The sequence below is a fragment of the Marinobacter sp. M1C genome, assembly GCF_023314135.1.
Classification (GTDB): Bacteria; Pseudomonadota; Gammaproteobacteria; order Pseudomonadales; family Oleiphilaceae; genus Marinobacter.
Genome location: NZ_CP092289.1, coordinates 1846572 through 1872594, shown reverse-complemented (window position 1 = coordinate 1872594; position 26023 = coordinate 1846572). Strand labels below are relative to the sequence as shown.

Below are 26023 nucleotides of genomic sequence, written 5' to 3'. Positions count from 1 at the left end.
ATTACAATTTGCTGGCGAGTACTCGCCAGCAGCTATTGCAGAGCCTGGTGTACCTGCCTGCCTCGGTGGTAGGGCAACCTGATACACTGGAAAAACTGAAACAGCGCCTGCGTTCAGAAAAGTCGTTGTGCTGGAAAGACTATGCCGACCAGGTAGCCCGGATTTGGCACTACCCTGTGAATGCAGCCTGTTCACAGCACCAGTAAGGTTGCCAGGAACCGCATCAGGGCCATGCCAATGATGTTGGTAAAGGTGATCAGAAAAATACTGCTGGCGGTGGCTGGGTCCGCGGCAAAAGTGGTGATTAAATTCACCTGCAGCCAGGGGTGGCACCTCGGCTACGGTATAAAACTCTGCGTCATATCGCGCTTCGGTTTCGATGTTGAAGATCTGACGATAACAGGGGCAGAGCGGGGAGTGAATCTCGGCTTGTTACGCCCTTGCTTTGCCCCGACAATACCCCTTTGAATTACTTGTCATGAGACCAAAATATGCTCGAAACTATGGCGCTGATGCCTCAGAATTTTTCGTTGCCAGACGCGATTTGGCGCCTGCTGATCAGCACTGGATTGTTGTTACTGGCCATCGTTATTCTGCGGACGCTGACCGCTCGCTTTATTCGTCGACACGTCACGTCGTCGGAGTTGCGGGGCCGGTTACTGATGAACTTTCGCAATGGTTTCCTGTTATTGGGATTACTGGGTCTGGCGCTAATATGGGGCGACCAGATCCGATCTCTGGCCCTGTCTATCGTCGCGATCGCCGTCGCTTTTGTGGTTGCCACCAAAGAGTTGATCATGTGTGTTTCCGGCTCAATATTAAAAGGGGGAGCCGGCTCTTTCAATTTGGGCGACCGCATCCAGATTAAAGATTTTAGGGGTGATGTCATCGATCAGACCCTCTTGGCAACGACAGTCCTTGAAGTGGGCCCCGGCAAAACAGCTCAACAGCGTACCGGGCGGATGATTATAATACCCAACTCGCTGTTCGTGTCTGAGCCGGTCATTAACGAGAGCTTTACAGACCACTGGGATTTCCACGTTTTCGTTGTGCCTTTTAAGCGGGAAGACGACTGGCACGCCGCCCAAATAGCGTTACTGGCTGCCGCCAATCGCCATTGCGAGCCTTATTTGGAGTCGGTGCGCAAATACATGAATAAAGTTGGCGCAAAGCGGAGCCTGGAAGTGCCCTCCGTGGACCCCAGGGTGACCATTCAGGTTCCAGTGGCCAGCGAAATTCACCTTACCGTTCGCCTGCCCACTAAATCCGGGCAGCGTAGTTACATTGAACAGGCAATTCTTTCAGAGGTGTTCACGGGCAAGGATTATTCCGCCAAAAAGTCCTGACTCAGATTCAGGGTTGGTACTCAGCATAAGGGCATACTTACAACGTTATGACTTCAAGAAATCAGTGATCACTATGCACAGCGCACGGGGTAACGCAGGGGTTAAGGAGCTATCTAAGGTTACTGACTCAACCGGCTTACAGTGGAAGAACAGGGTTATCGTTGTTGATAACGTTCAGAGCGACAACAGTGTGGACTTAAAGGCACTATTTCTGAAAATTGACGCAATGCCCATGCGTCAAAACGATATACGGAATTGATGTATTAAGCATGCATGAGAAAGGTCTTGAATGGACCTTAAATTCTAGGTGTATTTATTGAATAATCGTGTCTTTTTATTAATTCTTGTTCATCTTTTTCATTGACATTACCTCCTGCTCACCCTGAAAGTGATCCATAACATACTCTAGAAATTACCATAAGACCTGTTTATAACCTCATAATAATACGTCGCTTTTTTTGTCACTAGACCTTAAAAAAAATATCAAAAACTCTGAAAAAATCCATAAAAACAAATAATTAAAGATGCTGCAAGTAAAAGCTTTTTAAGCCTCAAAGTAAATGCTTGGCGAGAGTCGAAATGCGTCGATTCATTGCAAATTTTAATATGTATATTTGTGACACACATCCGTGCTGGATATTACAAAATCTGCTGGGCGATTACCAACTGTGCGAGTCTGCTCTAAGCTCGTAGTGTTCGTTAACATTCGGCAGCTCACCATCTTGGTCATATGCTGCCGAATCATGCAGGAGTAAGCGCTATGCAATGGAAAAATTCTGTGGCTGTTCTGTGTCTGGCCGTATCGCCGGCGTTAGCATTAGCTGAACCTGAGGCCGGTGATCGGCTTTTTACTCTTACCGGTTCAGGAGCAAGCGATTCGGGCTTTGATAACAATACAACCAGTGTCAGCTTTGATCTGGGTAAATTTTACTCTGACAGCACAGCTTTTGGTCTCCGCCAAAGTGTTGGCTTTGCGGATAGCGAGAATGATTCAAGTTGGAGCGGTGCAACCCGGGTGTTTTCCGACTATCATTTTAATGCGGGAAAATGGCAGCCATTTGTTGGTGCAAACATTGGCGGTATTTACGGAGACGGTGTCGATGAAACCTTCTTTGCTGGACCGGAAGCCGGCGTGAAATACTACGTAAAGCCAAAAACCTTCATTACAGTTCAGGCGGAATATCAAGTATTCTTTGATAGCGCGAGCGAAGCCAACGATAACTTCGACGATGGCGCGTGGGCGTACAGCGCCGGTATTGGCTTTAACTTCTGAATCTGAAATTCGAGGAACACAGGCTCCGTCTAACGGAGCCTGTGACAAGCGGCTATATTCGGCTGTACTGATCAAGTGCCTCGCTAACCTCGTTTCCTGTCTTTGCCTCCTTTTAAAAAAATATTGACTCGCGCGCCATAGTGCCCGTTATAGCGGCAAATGAATCTTGGCTTGTTACGTCTTCGCTTTCCCTCGACAATACCTCAGCTCTGGGCAACACAGTCCATTCGCATTTTATACGGGAGTTAGTATGTTCAGTCACATTATGGTTGGTGCAAACGACGTTCAGGAATCAAAGATTTTTTACGATGCAATTCTTGGTGCTCTAGGGTACGAGCCCGGCCTGGTGGATGACAAAGGGCGCTGCTTTTATAGAACGAACAGCGGCACCTTTGCGATTGGGAAGCCCATTGATGGCGCGCCCGCTTGCCATGGTAACGGCACCACCATCGGCTTTTCTGCAGAAAATTCCGCAACCGTTGATGCCTGGCACTCCGCCGGCACTGCTAATGGTGGTACGTCATGCGAAAACCCACCCGGCCTTCGCGGGGCAGCCAACTTATACATTGCCTACTTAAGAGATCCCTCGGGCAACAAAATCTGCGCGCTACATCGATAGAATGGATTTTTTTGAACCACAGCAGGTTTTTGAAACACAGTTTATGTTTGGGTAAATGGCGGGTATAGATGTATAAAAATCGAGATATTATTGCGCGTCTGCGCGAGCAGATCCCATCGTTCGAGTGTGTGGCGGGTTGTCACGATTGTTGCGGGCCGGTAACGACGTCTTCGGAAGAAATATCGCGCCTGCCTGTAAAAACTGACGCTGAACATGAAACCGCATTAGGTGACCTTAGCTGTGTGCACCTTGGCCCCAATGGCTGCACAGTTTACGGGGAGCGCCCTTTAATCTGCCGGTTGTTTGGCACAACCCCCAGTATGCCCTGCCCTAACGGTCGTCGCCCCGACGTCATGATTGGAGCCAAAGTTGAGCGCCAGATCCATCACTACATTGCTAATACGCGGCAGGTATTGGTGTAAACTGTCTGCGCTGTGTTCATTCGATGATTGAGAGAGAATAATGATGACAAAAGCCATTCGGGCATCTGATACGCCTTACGCAGTGGAAGTGGAATCTGGTAAAAATTACTTTTGGTGTGCTTGTGGTAAAAGCGCAAAACAGCCTTTTTGCGACGGCTCTCATAGTGGCTCAGATTTTAAACCCGTGAAATACGCGGCGTCAGAAACTAAAAAAGTATTTTTTTGCGGCTGCAAATTAACAGCATCACAGCCACTGTGTGATGGTAGCCACAAGCAGATATAATAATCCCATCAAACTCGTTCGCGGCGCTCGCCGGAGCACATACTCGTTGGCGCGCCGTGCCTTTTCGTCAGCAAGAAAATGCTCCTTATTTGAGTAACAGACAGGCTGACGTGGTGGCAACGAGCAGTCAGATAGAGCGTTTCTTATGCGAATAATCATTCTGACAACCCTCGCCATGATTGCCTTTGCGAGCAATTCGGTACTGGCCCGGATGGCCTTGAAACACACGGATATTGATGCTGCGAGCTTCACGACGATCCGTTTAATTTCCGGAGCGATTGTTCTGTTGCTGGCCGTGGGGATCAGCAACCGGCCCAGCGGCGGCAGCGGAAGCTGGTGGTCTGCGGCGGCTTTATTTGCCTACGCGGCGGGCTTTTCATTTGCCTATGTGAGCTTGCCCACGGCCACGGGCGCACTGCTGTTGTTCGGCGCAGTTCAAGTCACCATGATTGTTTACGGTTTGTGGGTAGGAGAACGCCTATTCAAGCTGCAATTAGCCGGCCTTGCGCTCGCTTTTGGCGGGCTATTGGTGTTGTTTCTGCCTGGTTTATCAACAACACCGCCATTGACCAGTTCCCTGTTGATGTTGGCAGCCGGAGTTTTCTGGGGTGTTTATTCTCTGCGCGGCAGAGGCGCAGGCGATCCCGTTCGCATAAGCGCCGGGAACTTTACGCGCGCCCTTGTCTTTACGGTCGTTTTAAGCATTTTCATGGTAAGCCGGCTTTCTTTGGATGTTGCGGGCATCTGGTACGCAATTACCTCAGGTGCGCTCACGTCCGGGCTAGGGTATGTTGTATGGTACATGGTAATGCCCATGCTAAAAGCCACGAACGCAGCTATCATACAGCTCAGTGTTCCCGTGATTGCAGCCGCAGGCGGCATTGTTTTTTTGGACGAATCCATCACCTTGCGATTGGCGTTGGCTTCCGCTGCCATTCTCGGCGGAATCGCGCTGGTCATTATTCGAAAACATCCTGCTCAGGTTACCCAACAAGATATTGGAAAACACTTTAATGCTAAATAACAGAAATGATTATAATGGCCAATAAAGAATTTATTTATCAGCGCATTCGTATTTATGTTGGCAAAGACTTTGACCCAGCTGTTGATGGCCAAGTGGAAAATATTTTACGTTCTAAATTCAACATTCACTTGCCCCAGAGAACGTCTCTGAATGATTCTCTAGCATCATCGAAAAGTGATCATGAAATTGTTGGTCTTATTTTGCAGTATCGTACAGTTAGCTAATGGCTATGTGCCATGCGGCTAAATACTTGAACGACATTTCACACACTTAGCAATCCGAAAACCCCGCCTCATGCGTATCTGTTTTTTATCGATATCGAAACAGGGCACCCCACCAGCGGGCGCCCTTTCTTAAAGGAAGTCCCCTTTTGAAGCGTTTTGCGCTCACGTTGTTGCTGTTTAATGGTTTGTTGCTGGCGTTACTGTTGCCGCGCTACCCATGGATTCCCTGGGTTGCCGCCGAGGCGCTAATGGTATGTGCGGTGTTTAGCCTGTTATCGCCCTCTTTATTTAGCCGGGTGCTGGCCGGCGTGGTGGGTACGCTGTACGCCGTGTTGGCGTTATTTACGCTGAGCGATTTGCTGATTCGCCAAAGTCTTGGGCGGGGACTCAACCTTTATCTGGAACTGGGAGTGGTCGGTTCTGTGGTCGATCTGATGCTAAGTAACCTCGGCACTGGCCTTTCATTGCTGATACTACTGGGTTTGCTACTGGCATTTTGCGGATTGGCGTTGTGGGTAGGCAAACTGCTGAGTCGCCTTGCCGGAGGCCTGCACTCTAATTTTGGCAAAGCGGCTTTTGCCACCGGTTTGCTGGTGGTGGCGGTGTCATTTGTGCCGCAGTCGGTGGTAAGCCTTAGCGCTGCGCAGCTAGCAACCCACCAGATACAGCTGGCTATCGACACCCGTCGGTCAACGGCTGAGTTCAGCCAGAGTTTGGCGAACGATCCGGCGGCAGGAAAGCCTGTGGCGCTGCCCGGCCTGGCCAGCATCGATGTGATTTTTGGGTTTATCGAATCCTACGGTATCTCCAGCCTCGCAGACGACCGCTTTAAACACCTTATCGGGCCCCGTCTCGACAAAATGGAAGCCGCCGTTAGCGCAGCGGGCCTGCATATGGTGTCTGGCCGTTTGCGTTCACCGGTGCAAGGTGGGCAATCCTGGCTGGCGCACGCCACGCTATTAAGCGGTCAGTGGATTGATACCCAGCTGGACTACGAGATTTTGCTAGCCAGCCACTACCCCACACTGATAGACGATATGGCGGAAACCGGCCACGATACCGTCGCGGTGATGCCGGCTATTACCCAAGACTGGCCAGAAGGTCAGGCCTTTGGCTACAACCGTATTTACGAATCCACCACCATGGATTACCAGGGGCCCCCGTTTAACTGGGTGACTATGCCGGATCAGTACACTTGGTCCTGGTTTCAGCAGAGCGTTCGTGAACAAGCTGCTGGGCCGATGTTTGCAGAAGTGGCTCTGATTAGCAGCCATGCTCCCTGGGTGCCTATTTTACCGGTGCTGGACGATTGGGACAGCGTTGGCAACGGCACGGCGTTCAATCAATGGAAAGGCGCTGGCGAAACACCTGCCAGCCTGTGGCGAGAGCCTAATCGAGTTCGTGAACACTACGCCCTGGCTATCGATTACGCGTTGAACGTGGCAACAGGCTATGCAACGCGCCATGTGGATGAGAATACCCTGCTGGTGCTGTTAGGCGATCACCAGCCGGCACCACTGGTGACCGGCGAAGGCGCCAGCCGGGACGTTATTGTTCACGTGATCAGCGGCAATCCGGCATTACTTGCGCCATTCCTTGCGATCGGAGACAACGGCGGAGGATTACCCGGGTTTCAAACGGGTGCAAAACCGGACTTGAATCAGGATGGCCCCAGCATGGCAAGCTTCCGCCCTTTCATGCTTAGAGAATTTGGCCGCGCGCTCGTAAAAACTGAAGTGGCGTCCGTGGAAAGTGGTGAGCAACCGTAAATAGGGACACCTGTTTCTGACTGTCACATTTGTTTAACTCTGAAGGGTTATCATCACCACTTATTCTATGGTCTGGAAACCATGAGGCCTGTCCGGGCCCTGACCCTTCCGGGAGCATCCGATGCGGATAACCTTTTTAGGAACGGGCGCAGCCGGTGGCGTACCACTTTACGGCTGTCGTTGCGCGGCCTGTTCCGTCGCCAAAATGAATGCAGCCTTTGCGCGCGAGCCCTGCTCCGCCCTGATCGAATCCGGAACCACCCGCATTCTGATTGATGGCGGCCTGATGGATCTGCACAAACGCTTTGCTCCCGGCGAGTTGGACGCCATTGTGCTGACGCATTTTCACCCTGACCATGTTCAGGGGCTGTTTCACCTGCGCTGGGGCAAGGGGCCAAGTATCCCCGTGTTCATGCCGCCTGACCCTGACGGCTGCGGCGATCTGTTCCGCCATCCTGGCATACTCGATTTCAACCCCCAAAAAGCGTTCTCTGCGTTTGGAGTCGGGGGGTTAAAGGTCACACCTGTGCCGCTGATTCACTCAAAGCCCACCTTTGGCTACGTCTTCGAAGTTACCGGTGGGCCCACGTTTGCCTATTTGACCGATACCCGCGGCCTACCCCATGACACCCAGCACTTTTTACAAACAATGAAGCCTGATGGGCTGGCAATAGACTGTTCCTTCCCGCCGTCTGATCAGCCGAAAGGCCATAACGACTGGACCATGGCCCTGGATTGCATTGAAGCTGTAAATCCAGACCGCGCATGGCTCATCCACATCAGCCACGAGGTGGATAGCTGGCGCCAGAGCACGAATCCGAACTTGCCGAATCGTATAAAGGTTGCCCAGGATGGGGACCGGGTAGATTTCACACTCCCGTCTTAAAACCTTCAACTACCTGTCATCTAAACGACATCGAATCGTCACAGCCGCCAGAGACACTACCTGCACACGTTGGAAACACGACAGGATAGGCGATCTATGGATCCCGAAATTCAGGTTCAAGGTTTATCAAAGACGTTTGGCAAAAACAAACGCAAGGATAAAGCCCTCAAGAACATCAACCTTTCCATTGAATCCGGCGAGATGGTGGCCCTTATCGGCCCCTCCGGTTCTGGCAAGTCCACGCTCCTTCGGCACCTGGCCGGGCTGAGCTGCGGCGATGAAGACAGCGGCGAAATTCGCGTACTGGGACAAGTCGTGCAATGCAACGGACGGCTGTCACCGGACGTCCGAAGAACGCGGGCGCGAATAGGCTATATCTTCCAGCAGTTCAACCTTGTGGGCCGCATGAAGGTAATGACCAATGTGCTCACCGGCGCCTTGGGCCGCGTGCCCGGTTGGCGTGGATGCCTCGGTTTTTTCAATGCTGAAGAAAGAGCCCTGGCCCTAAAATGCCTGAACCGCGTCGGAATGGATCTGTGGGCAACCCAGCGGGCATCCTGCCTGTCTGGTGGCCAGCAGCAACGGGTTGCCATCGCCCGCACACTTACTCAGAAAGCCGAAGTGATTCTTGCCGACGAACCCATCGCTTCGCTGGATCCTGAATCGGCCCGCCGGGTCATGGAAATTCTTGCCGACATTAATGACCAGGACGGACGCACCGTTGTGGTCACACTTCATCAAGTCGATTATGCCCGCGAATTTTGCCACCGAGCGGTAGCACTGAAGGCTGGCGAAATAGTGTACGACGGCCCATCCGCGAATCTGACTCCCGCGGTGCTGGCCAGTATTTACGGCACCACCTCTTTCGACATCGACGGCGAACCGGTCAAGAACCGAAAAATCCCCACACCCGCCAAAGGGTTTGCTCTGGCAGCCGCCGGCTGACTGGAAAACGGCCCTGTATTTTCACCAACACTTAAAAGCCAAAGGAAACAATTATGTTCAAACAATGGATAGGCCGCATGACCCTGGCGGCAGCCGTCACAGTGGGCGCCGCTGGCCTGCAGGCAGAGGAACTGAATACCCTCAATTTTGGCATCATTTCGACCGAATCTTCCAGCAATCTGAAAGGCGTCTGGGAACCTTTTCTTGAAGACATGTCTGCAAAGCTGGACATGGAGGTGAAAGGTTTCTTTGCACCGGATTATGCCGGCATCATCCAGGCAATGCGCTTCGACAAGGTCGACATTGCCTGGTACGGCAACAAGTCGGCCATGGAAGCTGTGGACCGTGCCGGTGGTGAAATTATGGCCCAGACCGTTGCAGCAGACGGCTCACCAGGCTACTGGAGCCTGATGATCGTTCACAAAGACAGTACCCACCTGAATACGGTCGCGGATGTTCTGGCCAACGCCAAAGACCTTACGTTCGGTAATGGCGACCCGAACTCCACCTCCGGTTTCCTGGTTCCCAGCTACTACATTTTTGCCAAAAATGGCGTCAATCCCAAAGAAGCCTTTAAGCGCACTCTAAACTCGAGCCATGAAACCAACGCCATGGCCGTGGCTAACAAACAGGTAGACGTGGCCACCTTCAATACCGAGAGCATGGCACGATTGCAGCTCACGTTTCCGGAAAAAGCGGACAACCTCAAAGTGATCTGGAAATCACCGCTGATTCCGTCTGACCCGCTGGTCTGGCGCAAAAACTTGCCGGCACAAACCAAACAGAAGGTCTACGACTTCCTGATGAGCTACGGCACTACCGGCGACGAAAAAGAATTGAAAATTCTGGCCGACCTTCAGTGGGCGCCCTTCCGTGCTTCCAGCAATGACCAGCTGATCCCCATTCGTCAGCTCGAAATGTTCAAGCAAAAAGCGGCCATCGAGAACGACATCCGTTACTCAGCACAGGAAAAGACCGAAAAGCTGGCTGACATCGAAGCCCAGCTGGCCGGTCTGGATCGTCGGCTTGCAGCGCTAGACGCTGCCCGCGAAGAGTCCAACTGACAAGCCTCAGGGCTGGCTTATACCGCCAGCCCTTTTCGCGCCAGAGAAGACCCCGGCACCTCCAGACGTAAACGCGACAGGCAGCTCTCATGCATAGCGCATCAACACACTCACATCTTCCCGAAGGCCAAAACAACCTGCTTTCACGGAACTGGGCGGCCTTGCTGGGCTGGGGCATCACCGGCGCCGTCCTGATCTGGGCCTGGGAAGGCGCCGAGATGAATCCGGCGGCTCTGATTGCCGACGGTAACAACATGGCCGTATTCGCCGCTGATTTTTTCCCGCCCGATTTTCATTATTGGCGGCTCTATCTAAGCGAGATGGTCACCACCGTACAGATTGCGATCTGGGGCACCGTGATGGCGGTCATTCTGGCCATCCCTTTCGGAATCATGTCCTCGGAAAATCTGGTGCCCTGGTGGGTCTGCCAGCCGGTTCGCCGCCTGATGGATTCGTTCCGCGCCATCAACGAGATGGTCTTTGCCATGCTGTTTGTGGTCGCTGTGGGGCTGGGACCGTTCGCCGGGGTCATGGCGTTGTTCATCCACACCACCGGGGTACTGGCAAAACTGTTTTCCGAAGCCGTGGAGGCCATTGACCCAGGGCCGGTAGAAGGTGTCCGAGCCACCGGCGCCAGTGGTCTGCAGGAAATCATTTATGGCGTTATCCCTCAGGTTCTGCCGTTGTGGATTTCCTATTCACTGTATCGATTCGAATCCAATGTCCGCTCCGCCACCGTTGTGGGCATGGTGGGCGCTGGCGGCATCGGCGTGATTCTCTGGGAGAGCATGCGCGGCTTCCAGTTCGCTCAAACCTGCGCGGTGATGATCATCATTATTCTGGTCGTGACCTCACTGGATATCACTTCTCAGTGGATCCGCAAACGCTTTATCTAGATAACTGACCCATCTACAGGAGAAAACGGCCCATGACCCATGCGCAGGCCTTTTCACAGGACTCTTCACAGAACTCGTCACAAACTGCGGATTCCACGTCCGAGGTCGCTAATCGTCAATATTGGATGTCGGTATTGGCAAGAGCAGACCTTAATGATCTGGAGACTTACTGGCAGAACCTGGCAAACCGACCGACTTTCCGCCACCTGCGTAAACCGGAAATTGGCATGGCCATGTTGCGTGGCCGCACCGGAGGCACAGGTTCGCCCTTTAATCTCGGCGAAATAACGCTCACCCGATGTGTGGTGGAACTGGGTGGTGGTGCACAGGGCTTTGGCTATGTTACTGGCCGCAGCCGGCGCCACGCTGAACTGGCGGCACTGTTCGACGGGCTGATGTGCGAAAACAGCAGTAAACACGGCCCTGCATTGATACAGCCACTGCACGAGCAGTGGCTAGCTCGCCGTGAAGAAGTCTCTCGCAAAGCCGCCACAACCAAAGTTAACTTCATGACCATGGTAAGAGGGAGCTAACCGATGACCGCGACAAACGAAATTCATCCATTCGCCATGCCGGGGCTCTCACCAGCTCTCTCCTCAACATTCTCACTAGCCGGACTTTGCGCCGGATTCGACGATCCGGTACATCAGTCACAACAGGTTTTTCGTCGCGCGCTCACGGCGCTGTCTGAGCCCGGAACCGTGCAAAACGTGTCGGAAAGCCCAGCGCCTGAAGGCGCAAACATTGCTTCATACCAGCTTTGCCTGGCACTTCTGGACGCGGAAACACCCTTGTGGATCGCCCCGGCCCTAAGAACCGATGCCTTGGTGAGCGCGCTGCGTTTTCACTGTGGCTGTCGCCTTGTGGACGAGCCGGGCCAGGCAGAGTTTGCTCTGATATCAACTGATTTTGACGGCGATCTGACCCAATTTGCCCAAGGCAGCCATGAATACCCAGACCGCTCCACCACGGTTATCGTGCAGGTGGAGAGCCTGGATTCAGCCAGCACCTGGGTTCTGCGTGGCCCGGGGATCGATGGCATACGCAAGGTCGGCATCGCCGGTCTGGACCCGCGTTGGCCTGGCATGCTGGCCGATAATTGCAGTCGATTTCCTTGTGGAGTTGACCTTCTGTTCACCGCCGGAACGGCCCTGATGGGCCTGCCACGCACCACCCGAGTGGAGATATAGCATGTACGTAGCTGTCAAAGGCGGCGAAAAAGCCATCGATCAGGCCCACAGCTGGCTTGACGAAACCCGCCGCGGCGACACCTCGCTACCGGAACTAAGCGTTGCCCAGATTCGCCAGCAAATGGGGCTCGCGGTAGACCGGGTGATGGCCGAAGGCTCTCTTTACGACCCGGAACTTGCAGCACTGGCGCTCAAGCAGGCCAGCGGCGATGCCATTGAAGCCATATTCCTTCTGCGGGCCTATCGCACGACTCTGCCGCGTTTTCTCGCGTCTGTGCCAATGGAAACCAACACCATGGCTATCCAGCGCCGGATTTCCGCTGCCTACAAGGATCTGCCTGGCGGCCAGGTGTTAGGCCCGACCTACGATTACACTCACCGACTGCTGGATTTTACCTTGCTGGCCAATGGCGAGCGTGCCTCAGCACCACCCTCCGGCGACGAGACCATAGAAGACTGCCCGCGGGTACTGGATTTCCTCAACAGCGAGGGGCTGATTGAAAGCCCGCTGGCCAATAGCGGTCGCACTCAATCCGACGGTTCAGCCGAGTCAGAAGCGCCGGCCGATCTTACCCGCCAACCACTGGACTATCCCGCTGGCCGGGACCTGCGCCTTCAAGCCCTGGCCCGCGGCGACGAGGGATTCCTGCTGGCACTCGCCTACTCTACCCAGCGCGGTTACGGCCGCAATCACCCGTTTGCAGGGGAAATCCGCCAGGGCGAAGTGGCGGTGGAAATCGCACCGGAAGAACTGGGTTTTTCCGTTATTGTCGGTGACATTCAGGTTAGCGAATGCGACATGATCAACCAGTTTATCGGCACTGAAACCGAGGCACCACGCTTCACCCGTGGCTACGGCCTGGCGTTTGGCAATTCCGAGCGCAAGGCACTGGCGATGGCGCTGGTGGATCGCGCACTGCGGGCGCGGGAGCTGGGTGAGGACGTGGTTTCGCCGGCGCAAGACGAGGAGTTTGTTCTTGCTCACTGCGACAACCTCGACTCCTCGGGTTTCGTGTCTCATCTGAAGCTACCCCACTACGTCGATTTCCAGTCTGAGCTGGTACTGCTGCGACGGCTCCGCAAAGAGTTTGAACAACGCAAATCAGGCCGCCAGGGCCCAAAAGTTAACACCACATCCAAACCCGGCAACCAAGATGAGCCGAGCACGGATAACGAACAACGCCGTGAGGTGAAACAGGCATGACCAACGCAGCTCTTTACCACAACCCTGTTAGCCAGAATGACGGCCAGAATGACAGCCAAAGTAACAGCCAAAGTAACAGCACCGGCTATAACTTCGCCTACCTGGACGAGCAGACCAAACGGATGATTCGCCGATGCTTGCTGAAAGCCGTGGCGGTGCCCGGGTACCAGGTACCCTTCGGCGGACGCGAGATGCCGTTACCCTATGGCTGGGGCACCGGTGGCATGCAAGTCACGGCCACTATTATCGGTCAGGATGACGTTCTCAAAGTGATCGACCAGGGCGCAGACGACACCACCAATGCGGTCAGCATCAGGCGCTTTTTTGCCCGCACCGCCGGCGTTGCCACCACAGAATCTACCCGTGAAGCGAGCGTTATCCAGACCCGTCACCGGATACCGGAGACGCCGCTCAGCCACGGCCAGATACTGGTCTATCAGGTACCGATTCCCGACCCTCTGCGCTTTATCGAGCCGCGGGAAACCGAGACCCGAAAGATGCATGCACTGCAGGAATACGGGGTGATGCACGTCAAACTGTATGAAGACATTGCTCGTTTCGGCCACATTGCGACCACCTACGCCTACCCGGTCAAAGTCAACGGCCACTATGTGATGGACCCTTCGCCCATCCCCAAATTCGACAATCCCAAGATGCACGGCAGCCCTGCACTGCAACTGTTCGGCGCTGGCCGGGAGAAACGCATCTACGCTATCCCGCCGTTTACCCGGGTTGAAAGTCTTGATTTCGAGGATCACCCCTTCGAGATTCAGGGCTGGGACCAGACCTGCGAGTTTTGCGGATCGGACCATTCCTTCCTGGATGAAGTGGTGACAGACGATGAGGGCGGGCGCATTTTCATCTGTTCGGACACCGACTATTGCAATCAGCGCTTCGCGAACGGCGCCCGTCAGGAGGCTGTATGACGAACGCGGCAATGGCCATGACACAAGAGGCCTTGGCTGAGCCTCTGCTGAAGGTGAAAAATCTGCGCAAACTCTATGCCCCTGGCAAAGGCGTGGATGGCGTCGACTTTGAACTCTGGCCCGGCGAAGTACTGGGAATAGTGGGCGAGTCTGGCTCCGGCAAAACCACGCTGCTGCAATGCCTGTCCGGAATGCTGACACCAGACTCCGGACAGATTGAGTACACAGGCAAACAAGGCGATAAACTCGACATCTACAAAATTACCGAAAGCCAGCGCCGGCTTTTGCTGCGCACCGACTGGGGGATTGTTCACCAGCACCCCCGGGATGGCCTGCGGATGGGCGTAAGCGCCGGCGCCAATATTGGCGAACGATTGATGGCCATCGGTGAACGTCATTACGGCAACCTGCGTTCAACAGGGGAGGCCTGGCTGCGAGAAATGGAGATTGATACCGCCCGTATTGATGACCTGCCCCGCACGTTTTCCGGAGGCATGCAGCAGCGCCTTCAGATTGCCCGCAACCTGGTCACCCAGCCGCGCCTGGTTTTCATGGATGAACCCACCGGCGGGCTGGATGTTTCAGTTCAAGCCCGCCTGCTGGATATGCTGCGCAACCTGGTGGTAGACCTGGGCCTTTCTGTTGTGCTGGTTACCCACGACCTTGCTGTCGCCCGATTGTTATCCCACCGGCTCATGGTCATGCGTGGCGGCAAAGTGGTTGAGCAGGGTCTTACCGACCAGATACTGGATGACCCACAACACCCTTACAGTCAGTTGCTTGTGTCTTCGGTGTTGACCCCGTGACACCGCACTGTGATCGAACTGGAGAACTGCAATGACAGTCATGATCCAGGTTACCGACCTGAACAAACGATTCACCCTGCACAATCAGGGTGGTGTTTCCTACCCTGTCCTCACGGATGTGTCCTTTAACGTGAACGCTGGCGAATGCGTGGTACTGGATGGGCGCTCCGGGTCCGGCAAAAGTACCCTTTTGCGTTCGCTTTACGCCAATTATAAGCCCCAGTCCGGTCAACTTCATGTTCGGCACCAGGGCGAGCTTACCGACCTGGTCACAGCAACACCCAGGCAGATTCTGACCATCCGGCGGCAAACCCTGGGCTATGTCAGCCAATTCCTGCGGGTTATTCCCCGGGTATCGACCCTCGAAGTGGTGATGGAACCGCTAAGGGCCCTAGGCGTAGACCGGGAGACCTGCCGCGAAAAAGCCTCCGGATTGCTGCGCCAACTGAACATACCCAAGACGCTCTGGCACCTGGCTCCCTCGACTTTTTCCGGCGGCGAGCAGCAGCGGGTCAATATCGCCCGGGGCTTCGTGGTTGATTACCCCATCCTTTTGTTGGACGAACCCACGGCGTCTTTAGATGCAGACAACTGCGCTGTTGTGGTGTCGCTTATCCAGCAGGCCCGGGAACGCGGCGCGGCTATTGTAGGAATTTTCCACGACGCCGGGCTACGCGATCAGCTGGCCGACCGCAGAATACCTCTGACCAGCCCCGCAAAAGAGGAAGCAGCATGAGCGCCATGGACCTGACACTGGAACGGCCGCAGCTTGAAAGCAGTGAATTACTGCTCACCAACGCCCGTATTGTGACTGAAAACGAAGTATTTACCGGCACACTCAAAGTCCGGAATGGTTTGATCAGTGCTATAGATCGGGGGAACACCCGGGCAGCCAAAGCCCAGGATTGCCAGGGAGCCTATCTGATTCCGGGATTGGTGGAACTGCATACGGACAATCTTGAAAAGCACTTTTCGCCACGGCCGGGCGTTATTTGGCCCAGCCACCCGGCCGTGCTCACCCACGACGCCCATATCGTATCGTCTGGCATAACCACGGTATTCGACGCGTTGTCCGTCGGTGATATTATTGATGACAGCAACCGCCTGACCCACCTAAGGACCCTCGTCGACGCTCTGTCAGAAACACGTGACGCGGGCCTATTGCGGGCAGATCACCTGCTGCACCTGCGCTGCGAAGTCAGTTTTGGCGAAACCCTGCAGTTGTTCGAAGACTTGGTTGATCACCCCTTGCTCCAGCTTGTCTCGGTCATGGATCACACGCCAGGGCAGCGTCAATTCGTCCGGGAAGACAAGTACCGGCAGTATTACCAGGGCAAGCACAACCTCAATGATGCTGAAATGGACACCTTTACGCACAAGCGCAAGGAATCCGCCCTGCTGCACAGCGACCGGAACCGCAAAGCCATAGTCGCCATCTGCCAGGCCAGAGGCATCCCGCTGGCCAGCCATGATGACGCGACCCTGGACCACGTTGCAGAGTCGGCAGCATTAGGTATGCGTATTGCGGAATTCCCCACCACCCGGGAAGCGGCTAAAGCCTCCCATGAGCAGGGGTTGCGGGTATTGATGGGTGCGCCCAATATTGTCCGGGGCGGCTCCCACTCTGGCAACATTGCAGCGGCCGAACTGGCCTCCGCCGGGGTGCTCGACATACTGTCGTCCGACTATTATCCCGCCAGCATGCTGGACGCGGCATTTCGCCTGGCCAGCATGGAAGACAACGACTATGACATCGCTCGGGCCATCGCCACCGTCACTGCCACCCCCGCGCGCTGCGCCAACCTCCATGACCGCGGCGTAATCGAACGTGGCAAACGGGCGGACCTGGTGCTGGTGCAACCCAGAAATCAACTGCCGGTGATTCAAAACGTCTGGCGAAGCGGAAAACGCGTGTATTAAAACGCTAATGAGGAGCTAAAGGTGCCAGAATCAAACAGTAAACAGCCCCTCACGGCCGGGCTGGGACGCCTGTTTTACATTATGGGGGCGTCAGGAGCGGGCAAGGACACACTACTGCGAGGCTGCCGGGCAGGCTCTAACGATGATTTGAGGCCACTCGTAGCCCACCGCTATATAACCCGGAAGCCGGATGGCGGCACCGAGCGCCATATCTGGCTTTCAGACACCGAGTTCAAGCAGCGGGTAGCCATAGATGCCTTTGCCATGCACTGGTCAGCCAATGGTTTCCGCTACGGGATCGGCCGCGAGATCGACCAGTGGCTTGCTCGCGGTGGCCAGGTACTTGTGAATGGATCCCGCGGCTATCTCGAAGAGGCTCGGTCGCGCTATGGCGACACGCTTATTCCGGTACTGATCCGTGTCGACCCGGACCGGCTGCAACAGCGCCTGATGCTGCGCGGCCGGGAATGCGCCGAACAGATCGACGCGCGGATTCGCCGTGCCCGAGAGCTGGAACAGCAACTCCCTTCAGACTGCCTTGTCATCGAGAACAATGGCAACGTGGAAGACGCCGTATCCAGCCTGTTGGCTGCCATCGCAGAACAACATAACGGCCACCGAAGCGGGCTACGTGAAGGGCTACGTGAAGGGCTATATCCAGTGTCGGCGTTTGAAGAACCACAGCAACGCCAGAACGATTAGAACCATGGTGCCCCAGACCATCGGGTAACCGTAATACCAGCCCAGTTCCGGCATCGACCAGGGGCTGCCCGGATGGTCAAAATTCATGCCGTAAACACCCACCACAAACGTCAATGGAATGAAGATGGTTGCAATGATCGTCAACACCCGCATCGTCTCGTTGGTGCGCTGGCTAATACTGGACAGGTAGATATCCAGCATACTGGCAGCCATATCGCGAAAGCTTTCCAATAATTCGATAATCTGAATGCTGTGGTCGTAACAGTCCCGGAAATACACCAGGGTGTCTGCCAGAATCAGCTCGTCTTCACCCCGCATGAGCGTTGTGATCAGTTCCCGCTGGGGCCAGAGCACCCGGCGCAGGGTCAGCAGCTCGCGTTTTAACTCATGCAATGACGCCAGCGTTTTCTGACTCGGGCGCTCCAGCAACTCCTCCTCAAGTGCTTCAAGTTCGCCGCCGAATTGTTCCAATACCGGAAAACCGGCATCAATAACAAAATCCATCAGCGCATAAAGTAAATAATCAATCCCGCGGTTTGCGAAGCGGCGGTTGTTGGGTTGCCGCATTCGCTTGCGCACCGGCTCAAAAGGGTCATTCGCCAGAGGGCAAAAGCAGATCAGATAGTTCTTTCCAACAAACAGGCTAACCTGAACCAGCTCCAAATTCTGGCCATCGTAAACAGGCAGTGTCGCGATGATAAAAACCTGGTCGTCATACAGTTCGATTTTGGGGCGTTGACCGCTGTTGATGATGTCCTCCAGCGCCAGGTCGTGAAGATCAAACAGCTCACCAAAATCTCGAAGGGTGTCTGGATCAATATGCCCGTTTACTTGAATCCAGGTTTTGCTCTCCCGAGCCAGAAATGGCTGGCAATCACGTGCCAGAGCAAGTCGGTGCTCCTCAACCGAGGACTCCGTGTAATCAATCAGATTTATGGTAACCGGCGCTACCGGTTTTTGAATGGTCACCAGGGTTCCGGGTGCTGTACCTGGGCTGTGGTAGTGTTTGTTAAAGTAGGCCATAAATCATTCGCTCGGGCGATGTTTGACGGTTTAATGGGTCAACGTATTTTCTCGAAATGCCCCACCCTGCCCATTTTTTAGTGATGCATTTCATGGGCTTTCAAACTCTGTGACCAGAATTATAGACGCTGATTCGCGCCATGCTAGAGTGATAAAACTAGCATGTTCGAGGCTAGAGCGATCATAGCTAGACAGATCAGTGTAAGAACCATGAGTAAACTAACATGGCGGCTCACAAACGAGCTGTCTTAAAACTACGCAGGGGTTTAAAGATGATTTTCGGAATCGCCTGGTTTGTAATGATGTGGCTTGGCCTGGTGATGGTCGCACTGGTGACTGCAGTGGTGTTTATTCTGCGCAAAAAACACGATGCCGGGACTGATAGCGGAACGATCACCCACCAGCCGCAAAGCGATGCCCGGCAGCAAGTGCTTGAAAAGGTAAAGGGAATGCACGCTGCGTCTGAAGGCCTGCGCGGCCGGGCTCGGATAGAGGCCCTGCGGCGCTACATGGATAGTATGAACGACGGGCTGGAACTCGTCTCAGATATCCGCCCGGCTAAAGAGGGCGAGCCCAATGGGGAGTGGGTGATTGCACCCGGATCAGACCCCAACCGCCGGATTCTCTACATTCACGGCGGCTCCTGGATTGCAGGCAGCCCCAAAAGTCATCGCGCAATCACTGATCGTTTGTCTAGGTTGGCCCACGCCTGCGTATTCGCCGTTGATTACCGGTTAATGCCAGAAAACCGCTATCTTGAAGGCATTGTCGACTGCCAGCAGGCTTACCGCTGGATACTCGATAACGGCCCGGACGGAAAGGCTGCGCCCGATTTTGTAGTGATCGCCGGGGATTCCGCCGGCGGCAGTCACACCCTGGGCCTGATTGCCTGGATACGAGACCAGAATCTGCCATCACCGAATGCCGCGATTGCCCTCTCACCTTCCACCGAGCTCATGCTTACGTCACTAAGCAAGAGAGCCAACCTGAAAACCGACGCAATGCTGGGGCCAGCCGTTGAAAAGCTGGCGCGCATACCCTCACCGCTGCTGTGGTGGGGAACCGTTTTTGGCATTCGCATATTGCCCACCAGCCCAATGGCATCACCCCTGCGGGGAAAACTCCACAATCTGCCGCCAACACTGATTCACGTCAGCGAATCGGAGTTGCTGCACGAAAACGCCCAACGGTATGTATCAAAGGCGCAAAAGGCCGGCTCGCCGGTGGAAATGAAAACCTGGCCCGACATGGTTCATGTTTGGCACATGTTTACGCCACTGTTACCAGAGGCGGAAGAGGCGTTTGACGACATAAGCGGATTTTTAGCGCGGGTGGAAGCAGCTTCAGCGGCACCTTAGCTCAGCAACCGCTCTTTGGCTTCATTAACACGGGCAGCCAGGTAATTACTGCCGCCGCGGTCCGGGTGCATTTTCTGCATCATTCTGCGGTGGGCCTGAATAATTTCGTCGCGGCTGGCGCCCTCCTGAAGCCCCAGAATATCCAGAGCTTCGCTGTCGGTCAGAGTGCCGCTACTGTTCGAGCTTTTGCGCTCACCGTTCTGCTCGCCGTTTTGGGCCCTGTCATCGCCAGTCGGATCGTCAGTACGCCAGGAATCGCCGAAGCGGCGGTCTAAATAGGTTTCCAAAAGCCGGGCAGAATCCTCGTCTTGTTCCCGACAATACTGCAATAGCCCGATGAATTCACTCTCGGCCAAGTCCGCCAGTGCCCGCCCGGCCATGGGGCCTTTCACTATTTCACCGATCATATCTCCGGAGTCGTGGTCCAGAGTCATTTTGAGGATATCGCTGGAAACATGGGACTGGTTGCCCGGTTTTGCCTTTGCTTGGCCGCCGCCCAAACCCGACAGACGACCCATCAATAGCGAAGGAAGAACCCGCCGTAATAGCGGAAACAGGAAAGCCAACGCTGCGAACAAGATGGGCAGGCGACCGGTGATGACCATCAGAACCACCATCACGACACCGGCAATCACCACCAGCTTGATAATGGCCGGTTTTTGCTGGCCGGGCGGCTGGTTACGCAACCAGACCCAGGCAACAACGGTCATCACAGCAATCAAAAGCACGAATAGCACTCGGATACCTCGGGCCGATTGGCCCACCGATTAAATGAAACAAGCCCTAACGGATTTGTTGAGTCAGGCGCTTCACTTCTGGTGAGCTGCGGCTAGAGTAGTCCTGCAGCGCTTTGGCTCCCCCGGAAGCATAGACCGCAACAGCGGCCATAAGATCCTTCAGCATTTGCGGGCTGTTGCTGTTAAAGGGTGCATAGGCGCCACCCGACAGTTTGGCCACTTGCTGAAAAAACGCCTTGGCGTGTGCGTCGCCACCTTCAAGGAACATAAACACCGGGGTGCGCAACATGCCCAGCTCGCCGGCGATGTGGCAGAGCTCGTCTACCGGCTCCTCACAACAATCGCCAATAAACACCACGGCTTTGACGGCCTTTGACCGGGTTTCTGCTCTGGCGTGCGCTAAAACCCTGTGAATCTGGGTACGGCCGCCCAGACAGGAAACGCCGTTCATCAGGTTAAGCAGCTGGCTGGTCTGGTTAACAAACCCGGTGGCCTTGAATTCCCCGTAACCGCGGTAATAACAAAGCTGAATGGCCAGGCCACCCAAATCCCGGGTCGCCAGAAAAAGCTCGCTCTGCAAGTGGCAAGCCTGGTCCCAGGTAGCCTCTCTGCTGGCGGTGGCATCCAGGGCGAAAATCAGCCGGCCCTGCTCGCCGCCCTGCCCTCCACCTTGCTGAGGCAACTTACGGACCTGATGGATAAACTGGTCAATCGACTGCTTATCGGATTTTGTACGGAGCTCTTTGTCAGACATACGCTTTTGCAAACCGCCTTGTTCTGCCAATGTATTAGTTCAAGCTTAAGGTAAAGAATACGCAATTCACAGGCCTGGCAGACCACATTGGCCAATGCTTACGCGCCCAAAAAGGCACCTCAACACTCAATTGAACACGCTCCGCGGGAGCTTCTCCGCCGAACACGCTCATTGCAGACTGTCGTTGCAGGCATAGGTACCTTGCCTAATGGTGCTTTGCTGCTACTATGAGTGTTCAATTGAACATCTTATAACAATAACCTGGCGGAACGGGTCCTCTCAGGATGTTCAATTCAACGCATGAGACTCTTATGCAGGGACCGTTTCCAGTGGAGAATCTCAATGAATATGCAGAAAAAATTGTTTTCCGGCGCTTTGCCGTCTGTCACCTTGGCAGCCTCGGCTTTACTGTTTGCTTTCAGCAGCCCGGCTCTTGCGGACTGTGAACGCGGCGCACTCGATGCCATGTACTGCGATGCAGACGGCGACATGGTAGCCGACTTGCCGACGGATGAGTCAGAGTGGGTTAATCCCGACACCTTGATTTTTGCCTACACACCCGTTGAAGATCCGGCCATTTATTCGGATATCTGGCAGCCTTTCATTGACCACCTGGCGAAAGTGACCGGTAAAGATGTTCGCTTCTTCGCCGTGCAATCCAACTCTGCCCAGGTGGAAGCCATGCGCAGTGGGCGCCTGCACATCGCAGGCTTCTCCACTGGCCCGACGCCTTTCGCCGTTAATCTTGCCGGTGCCGTTCCCTTTGCGCTGATGGGGTCAGACACGGGCCAGTTTGGCTATACCTTGCAGGTTTTCACCCACAGCGATTCTGACATTTATGAAATGGCAGACCTTAAAGGCAAGCGGGTTGCGCATACGTCGCCAACCTCCAACTCGGGCAACCAGGCACCCAGAGCGCTGTTTCCAGAAATGGGGATAGTACCGGGTGAAGACTACGAGATTTCGTTTTCGGGCAGCCACGATCAATCCATGCTTGGTGTGGTCGCTCGCGACTACGATGCCGCTCCAGTCGCCTCAGAAGTGGTAGAGCGCATGGCCGCGCGTGGATTGTATGACGTAGAAGACGTGCGCCTGGTTTGGGAATCAGATCGTTTCCCGACGACGTCTTATAACTATGCGCACAACCTACACCCTGATCTGGTCGAAAAAATTCGCGAAGCTTTTTATACCTTTAAATTTGCCGGCACCGAGCTGGGTGACGAGTTTGAAGGCGTTGAAACCTTCATTCCGATCAACTACAAGGACAACTGGCGCGTCATTCGCACCATTCAGGCGTCCAATGGCGTTCAGTACACCCCCGATAATCTTCAATAAGAAAACCGGAGCCTCCGGCTAACCCGCCAGAGGCTCTATCCGGAGTTAATCACATGTTAGAGATTACCAACCTCGTCAAGCGATACGGGCAGAACGATCCCGTGCTCAAAGGTCTTGATCTGACGGTCGATGGCAGCAGTGTTGTTTCCATTGTTGGCGCTTCAGGCGCCGGGAAAAGTACCCTGTTGCGCTGCATCAACCGGTTGGTCGAACCAACATCGGGTTCGATCAAGCTGAACGGCCACGAGTTGGTCAATCTTCGCGGAAGTGCATTGCGTCATTCCCGCCGGCGCATTGGTATGGTTTTCCAGGGTTTTAACCTGATTGATCGTTTGACCGTGATGGAGAACGTGCTGTCCGGGCGCTTGGGTTACGTGTCTTTTTTCCAGGCTTTAACCCGCCGCTTTCCGCAAACTGACATCGACCGTGCCTTCAGCTTGATGGAGCGTGTGGGCATTGCCCAATACGCCGACAAACGCGCAGACCAGCTATCGGGTGGCGAGCGGCAGCGTGTTGCGGTGGTACGTGCGCTGATGCAAGAGCCGCAGATTTTGCTGGCCGATGAGCCAACAGCGTCGCTGGACCCAAAAACGTCGCAGCAGATCATGAGCCTGTTGCAAAGCCTGGCGAGTGAAATGTCACTGCCGGTGTTGATCAATATTCACAACGTAACCCAGGCGCGAATGTATACCGACCGCATTGTGGGCATGCGCCATGGCCAAATGATTTTTGACGGTGAACCCAAAGATTTCAATCAGGATGCGCTAGACGCCATATACGGCGGTATCGAATCACCGGAAGAAGACGGTGACGATTCGGCGAAGCAGGCATCGCAGGATCAGGAGGCTTCGGCATGACACGCCTCAGAACCGGGGCCGACGCCCAGTCAGGCAGGGTCTGGAAAAAGCCACCGTTCATAGCAAACCCCTGGGTTCGCTATGGCTTGATCGTCATAGCCCTGACCTACTTGTACTGGGCCTTCTCAACCTTGCCGTTCAATTGGGAGCGGGTTTCAGAAGGCTTGCCCCGTGCCGCTAAAATCTTCGGTGGCGCTTTTCCGCCCAGTTTCGAGCGCGGCGGTCTGTTATGGACCGGGTTCAAGGAAAGTTTCCAGATTGCCTTTCTGGCAACCCTGATGGGTGTTGGCCTGTCGCTGCCCATCGCGGTGATGGCCGCTAAAAATGTGGCGCCCTTGCCTGTCTATTTGTTAGGGCGCGCGTTGATTGTTATATCCCGCAGCTTTCACCCGGTTATCGTAGCGATTCTTTTTGTAGCCGCGGTCGGTTTTGGCCCGCTGGCGGGCATTCTCACCCTAACCCTGTATTCCATCGGCTTTGTCGCCAAGTTATTGGCTGAGGAAATCGAAGAGATCGACTGGGGTCAGGTTGAAGCCATGCGCTCGGTAGGCGCCGGGTATTTCAAAATACTGGTCTTTGGGGTTTTTCCACAGATTATGCCGCGCCAGATAGGGCTGTCTATGTACCAGCTGGACAGCAACCTTCGCGCTTCGGCGGTGGTCGGTATTGTAGGGGCAGGCGGTATTGGTGGCACGCTGATGAACGCCTTCGGACGTTACGATTACGATTTCGCATTTGCCATTCTGCTGATGATTATCGGGATCATTTTGATCAGTGAAGGTTTCAGCGGATGGGTGAGGAAAAAAGTATGGTAGATCACGCTGCAAAACTGAAAGACCACGTCTGGTCACGCTATGACCGGAAAGAGCAGTTGATCCGCTACGCGATCTATCTGGCAACTTTAGTGGCCGTTGTCTGGACGATAAAAGACATCGACATTTTTTGGCCTTGGGTATGGGACGCCCCCAATCAGATTCAAAGCTTGGGTTCACGCATGTGGCCACCAGAGTTCAGCCGGTGGGACGCAATCTTAAGCGCCATGCTGGAAACCGTTCACATTGCCACGCTGTCGACCATGCTGACGATATTCATCGCCTTACCGGTGTCTTATATTGCGGCGCAGAATACAACGCCGAACAAGGCAACGCTGTGGCTTGGCCGGTTTATTCTGGTATCCAGCCGTTCAGTGAACACCATTATATGGGCGCTGCTGTTCGTGGCCATTTTTGGCCCGGGCGTGCTGGCCGGTATTTTGGCGGTTATGTTCCGGTCCATCGGGTTTATTGGCAAGCTGATGGGTGAAGCCATTGAAGAGATCGACCGCAACCCGGTAGAGGCCATGCAGGCAACGGGCGCCAGTAAGATGAAGGTGGTGCTCTACGCGATTGTTCCCCAGGTAATGCCGGCATTTTTTGCCATCATCATTTTGCGCTGGGACATCAATATTCGTGAGTCTACCGTTTTAGGCCTGGTGGGCGCCGGTGGTATCGGGGTGTTGCTGCAGGGGTCGATTGACCTGTTCGCCTGGCAAACCGTTGCGACAATCCTGTTAGCCATCATCGTTCTGGTTATTCTGGGCGAGGCAATCACCAGTGTCCTGCGCAAAAAAGTAATTTGAACGAGAAAGCAGACAATATGTTGAAAAATTTTGAGTTTGGTAACGCGGATATTCTGTTCACCGATGTGGACGATACGCTGACTACCGCAGGCCAGCTGCTGCCCGAAACCTACCTTGCGATTTGTAAGCTGGCGGCTGCGGGTATCAAAGTGATTCCGGTCACCGGAGGCTGCGCCGGCTGGTGTGATCAAATCATTCGAACCTGGCCCGTAAAGGCCGTGATTGGTGAAGGCGGTGCCTTTTACGCAGAACGCACCGCACCCATGACCGTTCGTTGGCACTACTGGGATAACGAATTGTCCCACCGTGAAGACCAGGCTCGCATTTTGGCGGCTGTTGCTGCATTGAAGCTGGACTTTGAACCCAAACTGGCCGGCGACCAGGCTTTTCGCACGGTGGATGTGGCGGTGGATTATAACCAGCAAGAGTCATTAAATTCTCAACAGGTGGATCAGATTCACGATGCCCTAAAAGCTCAGGGATTCAACGTTCGGGAGAGCTCGATTCACATCAACATCTGGCAGGGTGACTTCGATAAATCCACCATGGCCATGCGGGTAGGCCGTGATTTACTGGGCCTGGATTCGCAGGCATTGCGGCAACGCTCTGTGTTTATTGGAGATGCGCCCAATGACGAATGTATGTTCCGCAACTTTCCGCTGAGTATTGGTGTGGCAAACATTCGCAGGCACCTGCCGGTGATGACATACCAACCTGCAGCGATCGCCAGCCAGCCTTCCGGGCTGGGCTTTGCTGAAATGGCGGATGCCTGGCTGCAGCAACGCACCGAGTCTGGGCTGAGCCAGGCCGACACCCGCCGCACATAGCAACAACATGAGTCA

General features: G+C 54.6%; 30 protein-coding genes and 1 pseudogene. 27 read left to right on the top strand and 4 right to left on the bottom strand.

The window, feature by feature from the left end; all coding sequences use genetic code 11:
- Positions 1 to 8: 8 nt before the first annotated feature.
- On the top strand, positions 9 to 206 hold the full coding sequence (locus MIH19_RS08935; protein WP_249008529.1) for a hypothetical protein: 198 nt from the start codon (positions 9 to 11) through the stop codon (positions 204 to 206).
- Here MIH19_RS08935 and MIH19_RS22430 read toward each other — a convergent pair.
- Positions 192 to 314, bottom strand: a complete 123-nt coding sequence (locus MIH19_RS22430; RefSeq protein ID WP_283164108.1) for a hypothetical protein — start codon at positions 312 to 314, stop codon at positions 192 to 194. The two genes, MIH19_RS08935 and MIH19_RS22430, sit on opposite strands and share 15 nt — an antisense overlap.
- Positions 315 to 491: 177 nt before the next feature.
- Here MIH19_RS22430 and MIH19_RS08930 point away from each other — a divergent pair, with 177 nt between their 5' ends.
- The 20 genes and pseudogenes from MIH19_RS08930 (at position 492) to phnN (ending at position 17499) form a co-directional block, all read left to right on the top strand.
- Positions 492 to 1346, top strand: coding sequence for a mechanosensitive ion channel domain-containing protein (locus MIH19_RS08930; protein WP_249008528.1), 855 nt, complete (start codon positions 492 to 494; stop codon positions 1344 to 1346).
- Positions 1347 to 2106: 760 nt separating this feature from the next.
- A complete protein-coding gene (locus tag MIH19_RS08925; RefSeq protein ID WP_249008527.1) occupies positions 2107 to 2619 on the top strand; it encodes a hypothetical protein in 513 nt (170 codons plus the stop codon).
- Positions 2620 to 2869: 250 nt separating this feature from the next.
- The gene (locus tag MIH19_RS08920; RefSeq protein WP_249008526.1) at positions 2870 to 3238 is read left to right on the top strand and encodes a VOC family protein; all 369 of its coding nucleotides are present in this window, start codon (positions 2870 to 2872) and stop codon (positions 3236 to 3238) included.
- A gap of 68 nt (positions 3239 to 3306) precedes the next feature.
- Positions 3307 to 3660, top strand: a complete 354-nt coding sequence (locus MIH19_RS08915; RefSeq protein WP_249008525.1) for a YkgJ family cysteine cluster protein — start codon at positions 3307 to 3309, stop codon at positions 3658 to 3660.
- Between the two features lie 43 nt (positions 3661 to 3703).
- Entirely contained in the window at positions 3704 to 3943 is a 240-nt protein-coding gene (locus tag MIH19_RS08910) for a CDGSH iron-sulfur domain-containing protein (protein ID WP_249008968.1), read from the top strand.
- A 145-nt stretch (positions 3944 to 4088) separates the two neighbouring features.
- Entirely contained in the window at positions 4089 to 4967 is an 879-nt protein-coding gene (locus tag MIH19_RS08905) for a DMT family transporter (protein WP_249008524.1), read from the top strand.
- A 14-nt stretch (positions 4968 to 4981) separates the two neighbouring features.
- Positions 4982 to 5191 carry a hypothetical protein gene (locus tag MIH19_RS08900; protein ID WP_249008523.1) on the top strand — a complete coding sequence of 70 codons (210 nt, stop codon included), beginning with the start codon at positions 4982 to 4984 and terminating at the stop codon, positions 5189 to 5191.
- A 146-nt stretch (positions 5192 to 5337) separates the two neighbouring features.
- Positions 5338 to 6960 carry a hypothetical protein gene (locus MIH19_RS08895; protein WP_249008522.1) on the top strand — a complete coding sequence of 541 codons (1623 nt, stop codon included), beginning with the start codon at positions 5338 to 5340 and terminating at the stop codon, positions 6958 to 6960.
- 121 nt (positions 6961 to 7081) lie between these two features.
- Positions 7082 to 7846: a phosphonate metabolism protein PhnP gene (gene phnP, locus MIH19_RS08890; RefSeq protein ID WP_249008521.1), complete on the top strand. Its 765-nt coding sequence runs from the start codon at positions 7082 to 7084 to the stop codon at positions 7844 to 7846.
- A 96-nt stretch (positions 7847 to 7942) separates the two neighbouring features.
- Positions 7943 to 8701: pseudogene (phnC, locus tag MIH19_RS08885) on the top strand (phosphonate ABC transporter ATP-binding protein); the annotation flags it as partial.
- Positions 8702 to 8844: 143 nt separating this feature from the next.
- Positions 8845 to 9855, top strand: coding sequence for a phosphonate ABC transporter substrate-binding protein (gene phnD, locus MIH19_RS08880; protein WP_249008519.1), 1011 nt, complete (start codon positions 8845 to 8847; stop codon positions 9853 to 9855).
- 89 nt (positions 9856 to 9944) lie between these two features.
- The gene (gene phnE, locus MIH19_RS08875) at positions 9945 to 10751 is read left to right on the top strand and encodes a phosphonate ABC transporter, permease protein PhnE (RefSeq protein ID WP_249008518.1); all 807 of its coding nucleotides are present in this window, start codon (positions 9945 to 9947) and stop codon (positions 10749 to 10751) included.
- Positions 10752 to 10783: 32 nt separating this feature from the next.
- Positions 10784 to 11284, top strand: coding sequence for a phosphonate C-P lyase system protein PhnG (phnG, locus tag MIH19_RS08870; protein ID WP_249008517.1), 501 nt, complete (start codon positions 10784 to 10786; stop codon positions 11282 to 11284).
- Positions 11285 to 11287: 3 nt separating this feature from the next.
- Complete coding sequence (gene phnH / locus MIH19_RS08865) at positions 11288 to 11941, top strand: phosphonate C-P lyase system protein PhnH (RefSeq protein WP_249008516.1); 654 nt, start codon at positions 11288 to 11290, stop codon at positions 11939 to 11941.
- Position 11942: 1 nt separating this feature from the next.
- The gene (locus MIH19_RS08860; RefSeq protein WP_249008515.1) at positions 11943 to 13145 is read left to right on the top strand and encodes a carbon-phosphorus lyase complex subunit PhnI; all 1203 of its coding nucleotides are present in this window, start codon (positions 11943 to 11945) and stop codon (positions 13143 to 13145) included.
- Entirely contained in the window at positions 13142 to 14071 is a 930-nt protein-coding gene (locus tag MIH19_RS08855) for an alpha-D-ribose 1-methylphosphonate 5-phosphate C-P-lyase PhnJ (protein ID WP_283164107.1), read from the top strand. Before MIH19_RS08860 ends, MIH19_RS08855 begins: the two co-directional genes overlap by 4 nt.
- The gene (gene phnK, locus MIH19_RS08850) at positions 14068 to 14877 is read left to right on the top strand and encodes a phosphonate C-P lyase system protein PhnK (protein ID WP_249008514.1); all 810 of its coding nucleotides are present in this window, start codon (positions 14068 to 14070) and stop codon (positions 14875 to 14877) included. The genes MIH19_RS08855 and phnK overlap by 4 nt, the downstream gene beginning before the upstream one ends.
- 31 nt (positions 14878 to 14908) lie before the next feature.
- Positions 14909 to 15613: a phosphonate C-P lyase system protein PhnL gene (gene phnL, locus MIH19_RS08845; RefSeq protein WP_249008513.1), complete on the top strand. Its 705-nt coding sequence runs from the start codon at positions 14909 to 14911 to the stop codon at positions 15611 to 15613.
- Positions 15610 to 16797, top strand: coding sequence for an alpha-D-ribose 1-methylphosphonate 5-triphosphate diphosphatase (locus MIH19_RS08840; RefSeq protein ID WP_249008512.1), 1188 nt, complete (start codon positions 15610 to 15612; stop codon positions 16795 to 16797). The genes phnL and MIH19_RS08840 overlap by 4 nt, the downstream gene beginning before the upstream one ends.
- Positions 16798 to 16818: 21 nt before the next feature.
- Positions 16819 to 17499 carry a ribose 1,5-bisphosphokinase gene (phnN, locus tag MIH19_RS08835; protein ID WP_249008511.1) on the top strand — a complete coding sequence of 227 codons (681 nt, stop codon included), beginning with the start codon at positions 16819 to 16821 and terminating at the stop codon, positions 17497 to 17499.
- On the opposite strand, the gene corA is transcribed toward phnN, so the two are convergent.
- Positions 17449 to 18468: a magnesium/cobalt transporter CorA gene (gene corA, locus MIH19_RS08830; RefSeq protein ID WP_249018621.1), complete on the bottom strand. Its 1020-nt coding sequence runs from the start codon at positions 18466 to 18468 to the stop codon at positions 17449 to 17451. The genes phnN and corA overlap by 51 nt on opposite strands.
- Positions 18469 to 18794: 326 nt before the next feature.
- Here corA and MIH19_RS08825 point away from each other — a divergent pair, with 326 nt between their 5' ends.
- Complete coding sequence (locus MIH19_RS08825; RefSeq protein ID WP_249008509.1) at positions 18795 to 19880, top strand: alpha/beta hydrolase; 1086 nt, start codon at positions 18795 to 18797, stop codon at positions 19878 to 19880.
- Here the strand turns inward: MIH19_RS08825 and MIH19_RS08820 are convergent.
- Entirely contained in the window at positions 19877 to 20617 is a 741-nt protein-coding gene (locus MIH19_RS08820; protein WP_249008508.1) for a molecular chaperone DnaJ, read from the bottom strand. The two genes, MIH19_RS08825 and MIH19_RS08820, sit on opposite strands and share 4 nt — an antisense overlap.
- Before the next feature lie 46 nt (positions 20618 to 20663).
- Positions 20664 to 21371 (bottom strand): VWA domain-containing protein, encoded by a 708-nt coding sequence (locus tag MIH19_RS08815; RefSeq protein WP_249008507.1) that lies wholly within the window; start codon positions 21369 to 21371, stop codon positions 20664 to 20666.
- A 342-nt stretch (positions 21372 to 21713) separates the two neighbouring features.
- On the opposite strand from MIH19_RS08815, the gene phnD (MIH19_RS08810) reads away from it, so the two are divergent.
- From phnD (MIH19_RS08810) to MIH19_RS08790, 5 genes are read left to right on the top strand one after another with little or no spacing between them, the layout of a single operon-like run.
- Complete coding sequence (gene phnD, locus MIH19_RS08810; protein ID WP_249008506.1) at positions 21714 to 22706, top strand: phosphate/phosphite/phosphonate ABC transporter substrate-binding protein; 993 nt, start codon at positions 21714 to 21716, stop codon at positions 22704 to 22706.
- 53 nt (positions 22707 to 22759) lie between these two features.
- Complete coding sequence (gene phnC, locus MIH19_RS08805) at positions 22760 to 23563, top strand: phosphonate ABC transporter ATP-binding protein (RefSeq protein ID WP_249008505.1); 804 nt, start codon at positions 22760 to 22762, stop codon at positions 23561 to 23563.
- The gene (gene phnE / locus MIH19_RS08800) at positions 23560 to 24378 is read left to right on the top strand and encodes a phosphonate ABC transporter, permease protein PhnE (protein WP_249008504.1); all 819 of its coding nucleotides are present in this window, start codon (positions 23560 to 23562) and stop codon (positions 24376 to 24378) included. The genes phnC (MIH19_RS08805) and phnE (MIH19_RS08800) overlap by 4 nt, the downstream gene beginning before the upstream one ends.
- The gene (gene phnE, locus MIH19_RS08795) at positions 24372 to 25181 is read left to right on the top strand and encodes a phosphonate ABC transporter, permease protein PhnE (RefSeq protein WP_249008503.1); all 810 of its coding nucleotides are present in this window, start codon (positions 24372 to 24374) and stop codon (positions 25179 to 25181) included. Before phnE (MIH19_RS08800) ends, phnE (MIH19_RS08795) begins: the two co-directional genes overlap by 7 nt.
- Before the next feature lie 17 nt (positions 25182 to 25198).
- Complete coding sequence (locus tag MIH19_RS08790; RefSeq protein WP_249008502.1) at positions 25199 to 26008, top strand: HAD-IIB family hydrolase; 810 nt, start codon at positions 25199 to 25201, stop codon at positions 26006 to 26008.
- Positions 26009 to 26023 lie beyond the last annotated feature (15 nt).